The sequence below is a fragment of the Amycolatopsis sp. NPDC102522 genome (assembly GCF_055584485.1).
Map to the genome: position 1 here is coordinate 146,277 of NZ_JBVJLY010000012.1, position 14,013 is coordinate 160,289.

The window sequence follows — 14,013 nt, forward strand, 5'->3', positions numbered from 1 at the left end:
GGCCGACGAGGTGTCGGGGTAGGGACGCGTACGTCGCCGAGCGGCGGCCAGTGCCACGGGCCCGGTTAAATGGTGATGCCGTTACGACAGCCAGTGGTTACCGTCGCACTGTGAACGAGCAAGGGCAGTACGTCAGGTATCGGGCAGACTCGAAGGTGCTGGCATCGATCGGGGCGTGCGTCGACGCCCAGATCGCCCCGCTCACGGTGCGCCTGCCCAAGGCTCTGGCCCAGGCAGCGGTGGCCGCGTGGGAGCGTGACGAGCTGGACGACCTCGGCGAGGAGACTCACGAGCAGTACGCCTTGAGGGACAAAGCAGGGGAGCTGGCCCTGATCGGCCTGGTGATCTCGGAACGCGGCCGCTGGGAGAACGACGAGGTGGTCGTGGACCTCGATGTGGCCGCTGTCGGCGCCGCCGTGCGAGCGTCGCAGTAGCCGTCGACCCCTCTAAGCAAAAAAGGTGGTCCCGCCCCGTGTGTACTGAACACGGGGCGAGGCCACCTTCTATTCGCTCAGATCAGGCGGCGGACGTCACGTCGGCCGCCTTCGCCGACTCGACGTCCGGAGCCGCCGAGGCCCGCCTGAAGTTCAGCGCGATCAGCACGACCAGCACCATGCCTGCCACGGTGGCCCACATGGTGGTGCGAAGACCGTCGGCGGTGGCGACGCGCAGCGCCTCACCGGTCAGTCCTTCGTTGCCGGAGTTGGCGACAGCCACCAGGACGGCGAGACCGACCGCGAGACCGACCTGCTGTCCGGTCGACGCGATACCCGAGGCGATGCCCTGATCCTCTTCCGCGGTCCCGGTGGTCACCGCCGCGTACATCGCGGTGAACACGGTGCCCTGGCCGAGGCTGAGGACGAGAACCCCCGGCACCAGCGCCAGGAACGAACCGGTCGGCGAGATGGAGAACGCGAAGGCCACGGTACCGGCGGCACCGATGAGGAGCGCGACGATCAGCGTGGTGCGCGCGCCGAAGCGGGTGACCAGCTTCCCGCCGGACAGGTTGCCGATGAGCACCCCGACACACGGCAGGAGGAAGGCGAAACCGCTCTGGATCGCCGAGTAGCCGAGCACGTTCTGGAAATAGACGGTGAAGAAGTAGGGCAGCGCACCGAAAGTCCCCATGAACACGAAGACGACGAGGGTGCCGGTACTCAGGTTTCGGTTACGGAACAAGCGAAGCGGCAGCAGCGGGTCGCGGCCGCGGCCCTCGATGGCGATGAACCCGGCCAGCACGGCTATGGCGATGGCCGCGGTGATCAGGATCGTCGGCGAGGTCCAGCCCGACACCGGCCCCTGGACGAGGGTGAACACCAGCAGCGTCGCACCGACCGTCGCGGTCAGCGCACCGGGCAGGTCGAACTTGCGTCCGTCGGCCCCCTGGTCGGTGTCCTTCGGGATGACGAAGAACGCGAGCAGCATGGCGCCACCGGCGAGCGGGACGTTGGCGAAGAAGATCGATTCCCAGCCGAGAGCGCCCGTCAGCACACCACCGAGCAGCGAGCCGAAGACCATGCCGCTACCGCCGGCGCCGCTCCAGATCGACAGCGCGCGGTTGCGGTCAGGACCTTCGGCGAAGGTCGTGGTGATCAGCGAAAGCGTTGAGGGGGCGAGGAAGGCGCCACCGAGGCCCTGCACCGCACGCGCGATGATCAGGGTCGTCGGGTCACCGGCGAGCCCTCCGACAAGCGAGGAAACCGCGTACAGGAAAAGGCCGAAGACGAACATCCGGCGGCGTCCGAACAGGTCTGCCGCGCGACCGCCGAGCAGCAGGAAACCGCCGAAGGCGACGACATAGGCGCTGACGACCCACTGGAGGGTGTGCGCGGAGAAGCCGACTCCGGCACCGATGTCGGGCAGCGCCACGAAAACGATGCTGTAGTCCATGGCGTAGATGAACATGGCGAAAGCCAGCAACGCCAGGATCAAACCGAGGCGTCTGCGGGACGGCGTCTCGGCGCCGGCGACTGCAGGAGGCATTTTCTGTGCCTGTCCTTTCGGGGGTGAGTTTTACGAGTGCTGGTCGATAACGCAGGAAGCAGGACAAGCCGCGCGGCGCCGAATTCCGGCGCCGAGCTTGGTGTGTTCGCGGGATTTGGTGCCGTGTTCGTCATGCCGTCGTCGGCGCAGACGACGGCCATTGTCATGAATGAGTGACCCCTCAGTCGTTTTGAGCCGGTTCCTTCTCAAGCGAGCGCGGCTCGAAGTATTCGCGGAACCAGTTCACGACGGCGGTGTCGAGTTGGTCCCGTTCGTCTCGGTCTTCCGGGAGATGACCGCCGGAAAGGCGGATGAACCGCACGGTCTTTCCCAATTCGGTCAGCGTCTTGTACAGCTGTTCGGTGCCGTTGATGACGACGGTGGTGTCGTTTTCCGCGTGCGCCAGCAGAAGTGGCGCCTGGATATCCGCCGCATAGGCCAGCGGACTCGCTGCCTTCAGTCTCGCCAGATCCGCTGGATCGTCGACGTCGCCGATCCACTCTACGACCCGCCGGCTCCATGTCGGCGGCAGGGCCCGGATGTCCATTTCGAGATCCGCCGGCCCGCAGATCGCGACCCCGGCCCGCCAATAGTCCGGCAACCTCGTCAGGCAACTGAGTGCCGCGAAACCACCGTAGGACACCCCGTGGACACCGAGCCGGTCGCCGTCCACCCAGTCCAGGCTTCGCAGAAACAGTGCGGCGGCTTCGAAATCGGCGAGGTCGCCGGTTCCCCAGTCGCGATAGATCAGCCGCTGGTACTCCAGCCCTCGTCCGGTCGACCCGCGCACATTCGGTGCCAGTACGGCGATCCCGGCTCGCACCGCCCGCTGGATCAGCGGGTCGTGCACCGGCAGCGCGGCCCACTCCGGACCGCCGTGGATGGTCAGCACCGCCGGAACGGGGCCGGTCACCGAACGCGGGCGGTACAGCAGCCCGGATATCTCCAGGCCGTCCGCTCCGGTGAACCAGACCGTTTCCGGCACGACGAGGTCGTCCGGCATTCCGTCGCCGAAGTTGCTGAGCTGCTGCGACTCGCCGGAGGCCAAGTCCACCAGGAAAAACTCGGTCGCCCTGTCGCCGGCGCCGACCTGCGCGAGCAGGCGGTCTTCGGCGAAGCGCGGCACGAAGCCGTCGTAGCCGAAAGGCTGGGAGGCGAATCCGGGCAGTTCGACCGCGATCTCTTGCGTGCACAGGATCGTGCACTGATCCTGCGGCAAGGCCCAGACGACCTGCGGGCCCACGATCACGTTCTCCACATCGGCGTCCGGTGTGGCGATCCACTTCAGCGGGCGGCCGGGGACGAGCAGGGCGACACCGAGGAAGTCACGGCCCTCGGTGGTGCACAGGTAGATCCCGTCCTCGTTCCACCCGCCCGGCTGGTATTTCGCCGGACCCTGGTGCGGGGTGAGATGTTCGGTCCGGCCGGTTTCGAGATCGCAGGCGAACAGATCCTGATCGGCGTTCTGATGAAACTTCAGGACGAGCAGGTACCGGGAGTCCGGCGAGAAACAGACGGGCACATACCGGTCGTCACCCTCCAGGACCATCCTGGACTCGCCGGTCGTCAGGTCCCGCACGTAGACGTCCAAACAGGTGATGTCGCGCGCGCTGGTCGCGTAGGCGAGCAGGCGGCCATCCGGGCTGTACGGCTGGCTTCCGCTCGAATACGGCACGCCGATCTCGCGTCTGACACCGGGTTCGGTCGCTATCCACTCCACCTCGCCGGTGACGGGATCGAGTTCGGCCAGCCGGTAGTCCTGGCCGCCGGTCACGTCCGCCACGACCAGGAGGCGTGTCTCGTCGGGCCGCCACGCCAGCCGGGTGACCGCGCCGTCGATCGGGAACATCCGCCGTTCCCCGGCCCAGGTTTGGAACCATGGCTGCGGCCTGCCGGAATCGTCGCAGACGTACGCGAAGCCTTCTTTCGACGGCCAAGCACCCCAGACGGTCATGAGTGCGCCGCCAAGGCGAGCTGGATCGACGCCGCGGCGACGATCCCACGGTGGAACCAGTCGAGGTCGAGGTTCTCGTCGGGTGCGTGGTTGGCCTCGTCGACGTTGGCCAGCGGCACGCCGTAGCAAGGACAGGAGAGCTCATCGCTGAGCACGGCGATCGGCAGGCTTCCGCCCATCGAAGGAACCAACAGCGGCCGTTGCCCGATCCCGTCCTCGATGGCCTGAAGAATCGTTGCCGTGTAAGGGGTTTCGGGTAGGGTGGTAGAAGGCGACATCGCCGCGTCCCGCACGAATTCGACGTCGGGTGCGTACTTCGCCACGTGCCGCCGGATGGCGTCGGCGACCTGGTCCGGTGTCTGGCCGCCGACCAGCCTGGCCTCGCAGCGGGCGATGGCGACGTCGGGGATCACCGCCCGGTGGTCGCCGGAATCCGCGCAGCTCAACGAGTTCACGGTCAGCGTGGGGACGGCCAGTCGTTCGTGGAAGCCCAGGTCGGCCGGTGGCTCCATGACGGCCACCCCGATCGCTTCGAGCGTTCCGGCCACGTCCACCGGAAGATCCGCGAGCGCCGCACGCTGCCCGTCGGTCAACGGTGCGACGTCGTCGGCGAACCCGGGCACGGTCACGGTTCCGTCCGGCGACCGCATGGTGGCCAGCAGCTGTACCAGCGCCCACGCCGGATTCGGGGCGACCCCGCCCCAGTTCCCGGAATGCAACGGCCGGTTCGCGCCCCGCGTCCGCAGTTCGAACATCAGGATTCCGCGCATGCCGAGGACCACGCACGCCCGGCCCGAGTCGTGCACCGGCCCGTCGCTCCAGATCGCCAGGTCGGGTTGCCCGATCTGGCGGACGGCCTTGGCGAGGTTGGGGCTGCCGATCTCCTCCTCGCCGTCGAGCAACACCGTGACACGGCAAGGGAAACCGCCGGTCAGGTCCCGCAGGGCGCGCAGCCCCAGCAGTTGCGCGAGATGCTGCCCCTTGTTGTCGCCCGTGCCGCGGCCGTACATCCGGCCGTCACGGATCGACGGCACGAACGGCGGCGTCGTCCACAGTTCGAGCGGTCCCGGGGGCTGCACGTCGTAGTGCCCGTAGATCAGCACGTGCGGCCCGGGTCCGTCCGCCGTCCCCACGAGCGCGGGCCAGCCGCCGGTCTCGACCTCGCGAGCCTCCAGGCCCGACGCGCGCAAGAGTCCGAGGCCGTGGGCGGCGGCCTCGGTCATGCCCTCGCCTGTGCGGCTCACGCTCGGCAAGGAGATCCAGTCCGCCAGCTCACCGGCCAGGTCACGGCCACTCACCCAACCCTGGAGCTGCTCGATCACAGATCCTCCAAGCGATTGCACAGAATGACATCGATATGTAGTCAAGCAAACCGATGACGGCTTGGCAAGGTACAGTGCCGGTTGTGGAAGCGACGATCGAAGAACTCAAGGCACTCGGGCACCCGGTCCGCTGGCGCATCCTGCGGCTCTGCCTGGACCGTGCGTTGACCAACAAGGAGCTGTCGGTCGAGCTCGACCTCGCTCCCGCGACCACCTTGCGTCACGTCCGTGCTCTGGTGAAGACGAACTTCCTGGTCGCCGAACCGGTCAACACCGGTGAACACGGCGCCCTGCAACGGCCCTATCGCGCGACCGCGCGCACCTGGGGCATGACTATCCTGCCCGACGACTCCGGCCTGGCCCAGCGGGTCGACCTCGCCGTACTCGGCGCGCACCGGGCCGAACTGATCGCCGCGGGCAAGGATTCCGGTCGTGGCGCGAAGCGGGGAGTACTGCGGTTGCGTCCCGAGTCCGTGGAATCACTCCACCGCCGGATCCGGGAACTGATCGGCGAGTACACCGACGAACCCGATGGCGAGCCGCTGAGTTATCTGTGGTCGCTCGCCGCCCAGGCTCAATCCGACTCCGACCCACGGGAGAATGGTGTCCATTCCGATCGATTGATCGAGGCCAACGATGGTTGATGGGTTCAATCCGCCGGCGGCCGAAGATCGCCTTCGCTAGTGTCGGTATCGCACGTCCGCCCGGCAGGCTGACCGGTGGCGGTGTTCCGTGCCGGATTCACGAATACGTTTCCTTGTCCGAAGATCAATGGCAGCAGGAGAATTGCCGGAAGGTCTTCAGGGGGAGCGGTTGTCTTGTTGATCATCCGTGGGAAAGGGTAGTTAATGAAGATCGTAATCGCCGGCGGCCACGGCAAGATCGCCTTGCGATTGACTCGGCTCCTCGCCAAGCGGGGTGACTCCGTCGTGGGCATCGTGCGCAATCCGCGCCACGTCGACGACATCAGACGGGCGGGTGGGGAAGCCGTCGTGCTCGATCTCGAGCACGCCACAGTGGACGAAGTGGCCGCGACTCTCGCCGGCGCGGACGCCGCTGTCTTCTCGGCGGGTTCCGGCAACAGCGCCACCTCCGCGCGCCGGGACAAAATGGACCGCGCCGCTGTCGTGCTGGTCATGGACGCGGCGGAACAGGCCGGGGTGCGACGGTTCCTGCACGTCAGCTCCATCAACGTGGGCTGCGCCGACGACCGCGGCATCGGCGAGGGGTATGCCACCTACTTGCGGGCCAAACGCGCCGCCGAAGAGCACATCTTCAGCCGTGACAAGCTCGACTGGACGGTACTCCGGCCCGGCGTGCTCACCGACGGGGATGGCGACGGCACCGTCGAACTCACCGCGGGGAACAAGGTCGGGCCCACGGGTGCCAGGTTCGACCAGGTCGCCAGGGAAGACGTCGCCGCCGTGCTCGTGGCGCTCCTCGACCGGCCCGACACCGCCGGCCGTATCTACGTGGTGCTCGGTGGCGAAACCCCCATCGAAAAGGCGATCGACGGCTAGCCCGGTGTCCTGACCTTCGGGTCCATCCTCGACTGAAGCCCTTGGGCGATCCTTCTTCTGGTGACAGAGGAACGATCGGCCAAGGGCTTCAGTCCGTCAATGGCCATGACACAGGCGCACATCCCAGGAATCGAAGAACGCCATTGCGAATTGCACTCTGATGCCTTGTCGCGGGGGCTGACGTCCAGGTGTACTTGATTGTGCCGGATGGACGAGTCATCGCCGGGAAGCGGCGAAATCCAGTGCGCACTCCGTCTTCCGTTACGAATTACCGACGGAACATCGTTTCAAACGGATGCGGCCGAATGGTGGCGGTAAAAGTCTCATGGTGGACGGCCGCGTATCGCGGCCGCAATCGCCCGCTACGACAACGACCGAAATGTCTATTTACGGCTACGGATATCGGCCGAAGTGGGCCGAGATTGGTTGCAGCGCACACTATTGCTGTCTATGATGAAGTCCAGCTACTAGCTGATAGAACCTTGGGGGGTTCGTTGATCGAGTCCGAGATCGACTCGGGAGAGATTGACGAATAGTCAGGCCACTTCGTTTCGCCCGAACAACGGGCGGGCGGGCGAGGCTTAATCCGCTCTTGCACGGTCCGATATGGACAGTGGGCTCAGCGCGAAGGTTCCTCATCTTACAACACCGGGGGTTTCTTTGTTGTGCAGTCAATCGCCAAGACCAAGTCGGCGGCTCGAGCCGGCGTCGTGATCGCCGGCAAGGGTTCGCCGATGTCCATTGTGGACGTGTCTATTGTGGACGATGCGGCGACCGCGTCCTCGTCGGCCGGACGGGCCTCATGATCGCGCGTACGGAGTCCGGGGATGTCTTGTCTCCCTGTATAGCCGCGCTCCCGCAGGTCGATCCGGTCGACACGGTCGATCCGGTCGCCATGGTGCCGTGGCAGGGCCGCCTGCTCCCCGAGACCCAGCGCGTACTGGTCAAGGTGGACCTCGACATGGCCAAGGCGGTGGTGACGTCGGCACGGCACCTCCACGGTGGCCGCAACCCCGCCGACCAGTTCGCGGCCGAAGTGCTGGTGCAGCGGGGCCTCTACAAGTACGCGGGAGAGGTCCTGCCCCATCCGCCGGCGAGCACCGCCCCGCTGGCGCGCCGGACCCGCTGGGCGGTGACCGCGGCGGCCATCCAGTACTGGGGTGCGGGTGATGCCGAGGCCGCGCACCGGGTGCTCGGTGACGTCGGCAGTCCGGTGGCCGAGGCGCACCGGGCCGGTTTGCTGCTGCTGGAAGGCCGGACCCGCGCGGCACTGAGCGCAGGCGAGAAAGTGTTGCGGGACAGGCAACTGCCCGACGAGGCGATCAAGCCGGCGGTGACCACTGTCGTCGTCGCGGCCAGTCTGGCGGGCCGGTTCGACCGGGCGCTGGCGGCGGTGGACCGGCCCGGTCCCGGCCGGCCCTGGTTCGCCGAGATCGGCTACGCGCACTGCTTCGCGTTGCTTATGGCCGGCAGGGTGCGGCACGCGCGCCGGATAGCCGAGGACGGGTACCAGGACGCGGTGACAGCCGGGAACATCGCGGTGGCCGCGGGCTGGCTGGCGCTGCGTGGCCAGGTGGCCAAGGCACGGGGCGACCTGATCACCGCCATCACCGATCTGGAGACCGCTTCGCGCCTGTTCGACGGTGGCAACTCGTGTTTCATGCTGGCGCCGTGCCTGGCCGAGCTCGCCGCGGCCCGCGCCATGTTCGGCGATCAGGCCGGTGCGGAACAGACCCGGCGGCTCCTCACCGACAGGGCACCCGAGAGCCGCCTGTTCGCCCCGTGGCTGACCCTGAGCCAGGCTTGGACCACGGCGGCCGGTGGGGACACCGCTCTCGCCGCCCGGCAGGCGCGCTCCGCGGCCGAGCTCGCCATGACGCTGGGGCAGTACGCCTTCGAAGCCACGGCGCGCTACGACGTGGCCCGGCTCGGCAATCCCAACACCGTGAGGCATCGCCTCGCCGCGCTCGCCGCCGTGGTGCAAGGGCCGGTCGTGCCCGCGATGGCCGGGGCCGCGGACGCGCTGGCCCGGTCCGATCCCGGGGCCTTGGACGTCGCCACGGCGAAGTTCACCGAACTCGGGATGGACCTGCTCGCCGCGGAGACCGCCACCGCCGCGGCCGCGCTGCGGCACACCGCCACCCCTCCCGGCGGGATGGCGTGTCCCGACGCGACAACCCCGCTGTTGCGGCTCACCGCTCCGCTGATCGAGCTCACCAGACGCGAGCGGGACGTCGCGCTGCTGGCCGCCGTCGGCTTCACCAGCCCCGCCATCGGGCACCGGCTGGGACTGTCCGCCCGCACCGTCGACAACTACCTGAGCCGCGCCTACCAGAAGCTCGGGGTGACCAGCCGCCGCGATCTGGCTCCACTGGTCGCCGCAGACCGTCCACAACCACCGACCCACGGCGAAAGGGAATACCGATGACGTCCATGAGCGACCTCGAGAAGATCTCGGCGAACCAAGAGGGCTTCAACCTGCGGGCACGGGCGCATCTGCAGTCCTCGTACTACGACGTGGAAAGGTTCAAACAGGGGCACAACATGCTGCGCAAGCTGGAACAGGAGGAGCTGGGCGACGTCCGCGGCCGGTCCCTGCTGGAACTGCAGTGCCACATCGGCGTCAACTCGCTCTCGCTCGCCCGCATGGGCGCGCAGGTGACCGGCACCGACATCTCGGACGAGGCGATCGACATCGCCACCGGACTCGCCGGTGAGCTCGGCCTCGACGCGAAGTTCGTCCAGGCGAACCTCTACGACCTGCCCAAGGTGCTCGACGGCGAGTTCGACATGGTGTTCACCGGCTACGGCACCCTTTCGTTCCTGCCCGACATCCACGGCTGGGCCCAGGTGGCGGCGGGATACGTCAAACCGGGCGGCACCCTCACGATCGTGGAGATCCACCCGATCCTCACCCTCTTCGACTCGGTCGACGGGGAACTGCGGGTGGCCCGCTCGCTGTTCGAGTCCCGCGACGTGCACCACGAGATGTCCAAGAGCTACGCCGACCGCATCGAGGACGAGGTGCCGGTCGAGACGCACAGCATCTACGGCTGGCGCTGGACCGTGGAAGAGGTCGTGAACGCGCTCGTCGACGCCGGTCTGACCATCGAGCACCTCCGCGAAGTTCCTTACGACGCACGGCAGCGGCTCCCGCTGATGGTGCCCGACGGGGACCACAACTGGCGTATCCCCGGCGACCCGATCCCGCTGTCGTTCGCCTGCGTCGCCCGGCGGTGACGGCGGCATGGCTGAGCAGATAGTCGCTACGGAGGAAGTCCGCGAGTACGTCCGCGCGGTGTCCTTGAGAGAGGACCCGATCCTGGCCGCGCTCAGGGAAGAGACCGCGGGGCTTCCGGGCGGTTCGGCCTTGCAGGTCATGGCGGAGGAGGGCCAGCTGCTGGCCCTCCTCGTCGGCCTGGCCGGTGCCGAGTCGGTGCTGGAGATCGGTACTTTCACCGGCTACAGCACGTTGTGCATGGCGCGGGCGTTGCCGCCGGGCGGCACGGTCGTCACCCTGGACGTGAACGCGAAGTGGCCGGCGATCGGCGCCGGCTACTGGGAGCGCGCGGGAGTCGCCGAACGCATCCAGGTGCGTGTCGGTGACGCGACGAAAACTCTCGCCGCCCTCGTGGACGAGCGGGGCGGCGAGAGTTTCGACTTCGTGTTCATCGACGCGGACAAGGCCAACTACGGGGCGTACTACGAGGCCGCGCTCGCCCTCACCCGGCCGGCGGGGCTGATCGTCATAGACAACACGCTCTACTTCGGACGGGTGCTCGACCCGGCGAGCGAGGATCCCGACACCGTCGCGATCCGGGCGCTCAACGCGTCGCTGCGCGACGATCCGCGAGTGGACGTCTCGATGCTCACGATGGCCGACGGAATCACCCTCGTCCGGAAGAAATGACGGATCAGGCCGCGGCCAGTCGGACGGCGGTGAGGCGCATGGTGCCGGGAGCCGGTCTCGTGACCGGTGTGATGTGCAGGCGCTGCGTCTCACCACCGTCCGATGACGGCAGTTCGGCAAGACAAGCACACGGCTCGTCGGCGAACCCGGTGAACCGGTATGCGACTTCCATGATCCGGTTCCGCGAGGTCGGCCGGAAGTCCGCGGCCAGATGGGCACCGGCCGCCGCCGCTTCGGTGATCAGCCAGTTCAGCACGGTGGCACCGGCGCCGAACGAAACGACCCGGCACGAGGTGGCCAGGAGCTTCAGATGCCACACCGCCGGACCGGTCTCCAGGAGCACGACACCGACAGCGCCGTGCGACCCGAAGCGGTCGTTCATCGTCACCGCGAGGACCTGGTGGCGCGGGTCGTCCAGGAGCGCGCGCAGGTCGGCGTCGGAGTAGTGGACACCGGTCGCGTTCATCTGGCTCGTCCGCAGGGTCAGTTCCTCCATCCGGGACAGGTCGTCGGGGGTGGCTCGCTGGATCTCCATCACGAGATCCAGCGAGCGCAGGAACTCCTCCGACGGCCCCTCGAACGACTCCTGCTCGGCCTGGCGCCGCGCGTTCGCCTGGTACATCTGGCGACGGCGGCGCGAATCGACGGTCACCGTCGCCGGGCTGCATTCGGGCAGCGTCAGCAACTCGGGAATCGCCTCGGCCGGATAGCAGCGCACCTCCGGCAGGTGGAACGCCACCTCCGCGCGTTCCGCCGGCTGGTCGTCGACGAAGGCGATCGTGTGCCGGGCGAACTTCAGTTCGTCGGCGATCTGCTGGATCGACGACGACTTCGGGCCCCACCCGATCTTGGCGTTCACGAAGTACTCGGCGACGCCGAGGGCTTCGAGGCGTTCCCAGGCGGGGCCGTGGTCGTTCTTGCTGGCGACGGCCTGCAGGATGCCGCGGGCATCGAGACCCACGATGGTTTCGTGGACGTGGTCGGCGATGACCACGTCGTCCCCTTCGAGCAGGGTGCCTTTCCACAGCGTGTTGTCCAGGTCCCAGACGACACATTTGACGGTGGTGATCGGTTCGCTCACTGCTGCGCCTCCTGCCGGCCTGTGCCGTTCCCGCTCGCCAGGGCGTGTCTGGCGAGTTCGAGCTGGCATATCTCGCTGCTGCCTTCGATGATTTCCATCAACTTCGCGTCCCGGTAGGCGCGGGCGACCACGTGGCCGTCCGACGCGCCCGCCGAGGCCATGATCTGCATGGCCGACGCGGTCCCGCGCACGGCCTCGGTCGCGCTGACGTGTTTCGCGAGCACAGTGGCGATCACGACGTCCGGCGAACCCGACTCCCAGCCTTCGCTGGCCTGACGGCACACCGCCGTGGTGATCTGCTCCGCGGCGTAGAGGTCGGCGACCATCCGGGAAACCAGCTGGTGCTCCGCGATCGGTTTGCCGAACTGCCGCCGCGATCTCGCGTGCTCGGTCACCGCGCCGAGGCAGCCGCGCAGGATGCCGACGCAGCCCCAGGCCACCGACATCCGGCCGTAGGCCAGGGCAGTCGTCACCAGCATCGGCAACGACTGCCCGATACCGCCGAGGACGTTCGCGGCGGGCAGGCGCACGCCGTCCAGCCGCACCTCGGCGTGTCCCGCCGCACGGCAGCCGATGGGGTGCGGGATCTTCTCGATCCGGACCCCGTCGGCGTCCGCCGGTACGACGACCGCCGCCGCGTTGTCGCCGAGTTTCCCGATGACGACGACGAAGTCGGCGTAGGCCGCCGCGGTGATCCACGTCTTGCCGCCGTCGACGAGCACCGTGTCGCCGTCGAACCGCAGCTCGGTGGTCATCGCGCCGAGGTCGCTCCCGGCGTCCGGCTCGCTGAACGCGACGGCCGCGAGCCTGCCGCCGGTCAGCCGCGGCAGGAAGGCGGCCCGCTGTTCGCGGGTGCCGAGGCGTTGGATCGTCCACGCCGCCATGCCCTGCGAGGTCATCACACTGCGCAGAGAACTGCACAGGCTCCCGGCGTGAGCGGTGAGTTGCCCGCTCTCCAGGCTGCCCAAGCCGAGCCCGCCGTGGCGTTTCGGCACTTCGGCGCAGAGCACCCCGGCGGCGCCGAGTTCACTCAGGACGGTTCGCGGGATCTCGCCGTCGATGTCCCAGCCACCGGCGTTGTCCCCGACGAGACGCCAGATATCCTCGTGGCGCAAGGAGAGTCCGTCAGACATCGCTGTCTGCGGCCTCCTCCGCCTGGAGCCTGCCGACGAGCGTCGCCATGCTCTTGACCGTGCTGAAGTTGGACAGCTGCAGGTCCGGCCCGGCGACCGTCACGAAGTAGGCCTGCTCCAGGAACATGACCAGCTGCATGGCGAACATGGAGTTGGCGACCCCGGTGGCGAAGAGGTCCTGATCCACTTCGGGGCTGGTCCGGGTCTGCTCGGCCACGAACCTGGTGATCTCGTCGACGACGGCGTCCATGTCGAAGGGCGCCTTTTCGATCTGCTGTTCCGCGGTCATGACCATCCCTCACTTGTAGACGTAGAAGCCACGGCCGCTCTTTCGGCCGAGCTCGCCTCGTCGGACCTTTTCGAGAAGAAGCTCACCGGGACGGCACCGCTCGTCTCCGGTCCGGGCGTACAACGCCTCCAGGGCGTCGACGAGGTTGTCGATGCCGATCAGGTCCGCGGTGCGCAGCGGGCCCGTCGGATGACCGAGGCAGCCCTGCATCAGGGTGTCCACCTCTTCGACGGTGGCGGTGCCGGCGCTGACCACCTGCGCGGCGTCGTTGATCATCGGATGCAGGAGACGGCTCGTCACGAAACCGGGCGCGTCACGCACCACCACCGCGCGCCTGCCGATCCGGGTCAGCAGCGACAGCACCGACTCGACGGTCTTGTCCGCGGTCCGCGGGCCGCGGATCACCTCGACCATCGAGATCAGGTACGCGGGGTTCATGAAGTGCGTTCCGATGAGGTCTTCCGGACGTTGCACCCACGACGCCATTTCGTCGATGGGGATGCCGGAAGTGTTGGAGATCAAAGGGGTTCCGGGCTTGACCGACGCCGAGACGCCGGAGAGCACTTCCGCCTTCTTCTCGGGCAGCTCGGTGACCGCCTCGATGACCACCGTCGCGTCCGCGACGTCGCTCAGCGAAAGGGTCGTGCGCAGCTTCGCCGGGGTGCGCCCGGGCGGGAGCGCACCCGTCAGCTGCGCGTGCCGCAGCCCGGTGGCGGCCGCCGCGGCGGCGCGGTCCAGCACGCCCTCGTCGACGTCCACCAGCACGACAGGCAACCCGTGCCCGACGACGAGCGTCGAGATCCCGGTGCCCATGACACCCG

13 protein-coding genes are annotated in these 14,013 nt (G+C 67.9%); 6 read left to right on the forward strand and 7 right to left on the reverse strand.

Annotation, left to right across the window (positions count from 1 at the left end; translation table 11 throughout):
* The first annotated feature begins 110 nt into the window (after positions 1 to 110).
* A complete protein-coding gene (locus ACZ6YV_RS26770) occupies positions 111 to 434 on the forward strand; it encodes a hypothetical protein (RefSeq protein WP_465512219.1) in 324 nt (107 codons plus the stop codon).
* 82 nt (positions 435 to 516) lie between these two features.
* On the opposite strand, the gene ACZ6YV_RS26775 is transcribed toward ACZ6YV_RS26770, so the two are convergent.
* The 3 genes from ACZ6YV_RS26775 to ACZ6YV_RS26785 form a co-directional block, all read right to left on the reverse strand.
* Positions 517 to 1,983, reverse strand: a complete 1,467-nt coding sequence (locus ACZ6YV_RS26775) for an MFS transporter (protein ID WP_465512220.1) — start codon at positions 1,981 to 1,983, stop codon at positions 517 to 519.
* A 181-nt stretch (positions 1,984 to 2,164) separates the two neighbouring features.
* Complete coding sequence (locus tag ACZ6YV_RS26780; protein ID WP_465512221.1) at positions 2,165 to 3,937, reverse strand: S9 family peptidase; 1,773 nt, start codon at positions 3,935 to 3,937, stop codon at positions 2,165 to 2,167.
* Positions 3,934 to 5,259 carry a M20/M25/M40 family metallo-hydrolase gene (locus ACZ6YV_RS26785; protein WP_465512222.1) on the reverse strand — a complete coding sequence of 442 codons (1,326 nt, stop codon included), beginning with the start codon at positions 5,257 to 5,259 and terminating at the stop codon, positions 3,934 to 3,936. The genes ACZ6YV_RS26780 and ACZ6YV_RS26785 overlap by 4 nt, the downstream gene beginning before the upstream one ends.
* An 83-nt stretch (positions 5,260 to 5,342) precedes the next feature.
* Between ACZ6YV_RS26785 and ACZ6YV_RS26790 the strand changes: the two genes are divergently transcribed.
* The 5 genes from ACZ6YV_RS26790 to ACZ6YV_RS26810 all read left to right on the forward strand — a co-directional run bounded on the left by ACZ6YV_RS26790 (position 5,343) and on the right by ACZ6YV_RS26810 (position 10,689).
* Positions 5,343 to 5,903 (forward strand): ArsR/SmtB family transcription factor, encoded by a 561-nt coding sequence (locus tag ACZ6YV_RS26790; RefSeq protein ID WP_465512223.1) that lies wholly within the window; start codon positions 5,343 to 5,345, stop codon positions 5,901 to 5,903.
* 204 nt (positions 5,904 to 6,107) lie between these two features.
* Positions 6,108 to 6,779, forward strand: coding sequence for an NAD(P)H-binding protein (locus tag ACZ6YV_RS26795; RefSeq protein ID WP_465512224.1), 672 nt, complete (start codon positions 6,108 to 6,110; stop codon positions 6,777 to 6,779).
* Between the two features lie 802 nt (positions 6,780 to 7,581).
* Positions 7,582 to 9,207: a helix-turn-helix domain-containing protein gene (locus ACZ6YV_RS26800; RefSeq protein WP_465512225.1), complete on the forward strand. Its 1,626-nt coding sequence runs from the start codon at positions 7,582 to 7,584 to the stop codon at positions 9,205 to 9,207.
* Positions 9,204 to 10,019, forward strand: a complete 816-nt coding sequence (locus ACZ6YV_RS26805) for a class I SAM-dependent methyltransferase (protein ID WP_378240964.1) — start codon at positions 9,204 to 9,206, stop codon at positions 10,017 to 10,019. The genes ACZ6YV_RS26800 and ACZ6YV_RS26805 overlap by 4 nt, the downstream gene beginning before the upstream one ends.
* Positions 10,020 to 10,026: 7 nt before the next feature.
* On the forward strand, positions 10,027 to 10,689 hold the full coding sequence (locus tag ACZ6YV_RS26810; protein ID WP_465512226.1) for an O-methyltransferase: 663 nt from the start codon (positions 10,027 to 10,029) through the stop codon (positions 10,687 to 10,689).
* Positions 10,690 to 10,693: 4 nt separating this feature from the next.
* On the opposite strand, the gene ACZ6YV_RS26815 is transcribed toward ACZ6YV_RS26810, so the two are convergent.
* Genes ACZ6YV_RS26815 through ACZ6YV_RS26830 form a run of 4 tightly spaced genes read right to left on the reverse strand, consistent with a single transcriptional unit; the run spans position 10,694 to position 14,005 of the window.
* A complete protein-coding gene (locus ACZ6YV_RS26815) occupies positions 10,694 to 11,770 on the reverse strand; it encodes an HAD-IIIC family phosphatase (protein ID WP_465512227.1) in 1,077 nt (358 codons plus the stop codon).
* On the reverse strand, positions 11,767 to 12,903 hold the full coding sequence (locus ACZ6YV_RS26820) for an acyl-CoA dehydrogenase family protein (protein ID WP_465512228.1): 1,137 nt from the start codon (positions 12,901 to 12,903) through the stop codon (positions 11,767 to 11,769). Before ACZ6YV_RS26820 ends, ACZ6YV_RS26815 begins: the two co-directional genes overlap by 4 nt.
* Entirely contained in the window at positions 12,896 to 13,192 is a 297-nt protein-coding gene (locus ACZ6YV_RS26825) for an acyl carrier protein (protein WP_378240960.1), read from the reverse strand. The genes ACZ6YV_RS26820 and ACZ6YV_RS26825 overlap by 8 nt, the downstream gene beginning before the upstream one ends.
* Positions 13,193 to 13,201: 9 nt before the next feature.
* Positions 13,202 to 14,005, reverse strand: a complete 804-nt coding sequence (locus tag ACZ6YV_RS26830; RefSeq protein ID WP_465512229.1) for a 3-hydroxyacyl-CoA dehydrogenase family protein — start codon at positions 14,003 to 14,005, stop codon at positions 13,202 to 13,204.
* Between the last annotated feature and the right edge of the window lie 8 nt (positions 14,006 to 14,013).